Origin of the sequence: Pedobacter sp., from assembly GCF_045628745.1 — a bacterium.
Taxonomy (GTDB): domain Bacteria; phylum Bacteroidota; class Bacteroidia; order Sphingobacteriales; family Sphingobacteriaceae; genus Pedobacter.
Window position 1 is genome coordinate 1 of record NZ_JAZQPU010000425.1, and the last position, 2,556, is coordinate 2,556.

At 37.9% G+C, this 2,556-nt stretch carries 4 protein-coding genes; all 4 read right to left on the reverse strand.

The window, feature by feature from the left end; translation table 11 throughout:
• A partial coding sequence (locus ACR2F7_RS15560; protein WP_432714466.1) for a transposase occupies window positions 1–641 on the reverse strand: 641 nt, incomplete at its 3' end.
• A 50-nt stretch (window positions 642–691) separates the two neighbouring features.
• Window positions 692–1,030, reverse strand: a complete 339-nt coding sequence (tnpB, locus tag ACR2F7_RS15565) for an IS66 family insertion sequence element accessory protein TnpB (RefSeq protein ID WP_432710056.1) — start codon at window positions 1,028–1,030, stop codon at window positions 692–694.
• A 1-nt stretch (window position 1,031) separates the two neighbouring features.
• Window positions 1,032–1,316, reverse strand: coding sequence for an IS66 family insertion sequence element accessory protein TnpA (gene tnpA / locus ACR2F7_RS15570; protein WP_432714464.1), 285 nt, complete (start codon window positions 1,314–1,316; stop codon window positions 1,032–1,034).
• Between the two features lie 625 nt (window positions 1,317–1,941).
• A partial coding sequence (locus tag ACR2F7_RS15575; RefSeq protein WP_432714465.1) for a hypothetical protein occupies window positions 1,942–2,556 on the reverse strand: 615 nt, incomplete at its 5' end.

Genomic DNA, 2,556 nt, shown 5'->3' on the forward strand with positions numbered 1-2,556 from the left:
AGTGCTTCTTTTGTCCAACCATCAATGGTTGATGAAGCGATCTGGATGTTTTCCCTTGCAAAGCGTTGTTTTTGGCGGTACAATGGGAGGTGGTCTGCATACTTATAGACCAATATGGAGGCTAACAGACCGGCTCCGGGAATACCCTTATCGATCACGCGCTCAGGAAGCTCGCCGATCTTTACGCCTTCACCGTTTTTAGCAGCATATTTATAGCGGATGTATCTTTTGATAAAGAACCGTGCAGGCTCGCATTCCAGTTCTTCAGTAACTTCCTTGCCGATACAAACCATATCAGACAAGTCGCCTTCAGGATGTATTTCGATTTCTTCTACAGGTAGGTGCCCGGGCAGCTTTGCACGTCCATGATGGTTTGGGCGTTTGCGTACGTACTCAATCTTTTCTTTGGTTTCTTCCTTTTGCTGCTCTACAGCTATAACATCAGCCTCAAAAGGTAACATCGTTTGATTTGGGTCAGCTTCAAAGCGTTCCCGCCTTTGACCGAACTGCATGCGCCTGAACATTTCAACCTGAGTTTTCAGGTAGTCTCGCTCCTGGGAAAGGGATTCTATCTTTTCATCACGGCTGGAAATGACCTTTAAAAGATCCTCTCTTGATAGATTTTCCAGTGCCGTTTCCATACCCGAAAAATACGGGTTTACCATCATTTAAACAAGTATAAAGCTTGTTTTTACACTAATGAAAAGCGTTTTTTTCGAATACTCTTTACCACATGGATGCCTTCAACCATCAATACCAGATCACTCCATGACATTTCATTTTCCCTGCCTTTTGGAGCAAGGAAAGTTCCCTGTTCCAGCCGTTTGTAGTAGAGTACAAAGCCGCCGTTTTCCCAGTGCAGCAGTTTGATGTGCGTACCACTTCGGTTCAAAAAGACGAACACTTCGCCGCTGGTGGGAATGCGCTGCATCACAGAGCTGACTAGTCCACAAAGCCCGTCAAAACTCTTGCGCATATCACAATGCCCCGAATAAAGATAGAAACGGTGCGAAGATCCCAGCGAGAACATATCAGTACAGACGGATCAATTGAGATAAAAGCAACAGATCGCCATTAACTTTCAGCTTGACCCCGTTTGGATAAAATACTTCTATCTCCCTGGTACCTGAACGCTTCTCTATGGGGATAAATACCCCGGGAGTACTTTCTGTTTCCTTGCTACGCGAATACCAGTAATAAAACTTCGCCTCATTGATGCCCTTCTCTAAACAATATTGTTTCTTTGATTTGCCACTGGATCGCCAATCTTCGATCATGGCTACCATGGCCCTGCGCTTTTCTTCTAAATTATTCATGCCGGCAAAGCTAAACCCAGCAAATCATCTAATCAAGATGCACTTAGTAGGGCGGATACCCCGTTTTCGTGAAAGGTAAAGATAAGATTGAAACGTCAGGTGGACAGATGATTTGGCGGTAAATGATTTCTTACATGGTGTGCTTCATGCCAACTGTAGTGTTGCGTCATTTGCCTTACCTGCATGTATCCTTTTATTAAAAATAATCTCGAACTGTTATTTGTTGATTATTATAGATCGTTAAATTTCTGGTGTTCAAAATAGTCTAAAGGAAACATTTCCTCTATGTTTATTTCGGTATGAGCATCAAAGAATCCAAAAGGTATATTTTTAACCATTTTATATCGGACGAGCAATTCAGAATTCCACCATTCTGATCCAATTGGAGGTCTTGGAATTGGTACTAACTGATCGTTAACTATTATTTTTTACGTCTTTGCTACAAATGCTATGTTTAAATATATAGAAATGAGTTGATAACAAAATTAATTAAATTCGAAACCTTAGATTGCCTATTAAATTAATTTAACCGGCTCTAAACGTCATGGTAAATTTCATAACGTATACTTTAATGGTATTGATTCATAATCTATCCTATTGATTGAGTTATTTAAAGATGAATTATTTATTGGGTATCGGGCTCTGGTATTAAGTCTATTTGGAGACCATGTTTTAAATAGTCGTAGTAACAAATCATCTTTCTGTAATCTGATATTTTTAAATTTTCTAAGTTGAAGTTTGATTTTAGAAAGTTTTTAAAATCATCAAGATTAAGGTTGCTATGCTCCAAAAATGGAATATAAAGTAAGACATGCTTGAAATTATAAGAACTTACAAGTTTATTAAAAGATGGTACATTGGTTTTTATTTCGTCTTTTTTATTCAAATATGTTTTACCTTTTGGATAATATATTCTAATATTATTATTACTTACGGCCTCCGTAAGCTTTTCATTGTAATGATCAGAACTAAATAACTTGCCTCTATCATCCAAGTCACCATTCTGCCGTAAATACTTATAAAGAGGAAGATAGATATTTCCTTTAAATAATTTTGGTATAACATCATTTATGACTTTACCACTGTCCCATCCTTTGTTATCCAAGATAATATCCTCAAAAATATCATTATTTGAAATCCCTATATACCCATTCTCAGAATATTGACTTGCAACACCTACACCAATTACAAATTCAATATCTTCATTTTCTTGCAAATCATTTAAATCACCAACCAACAT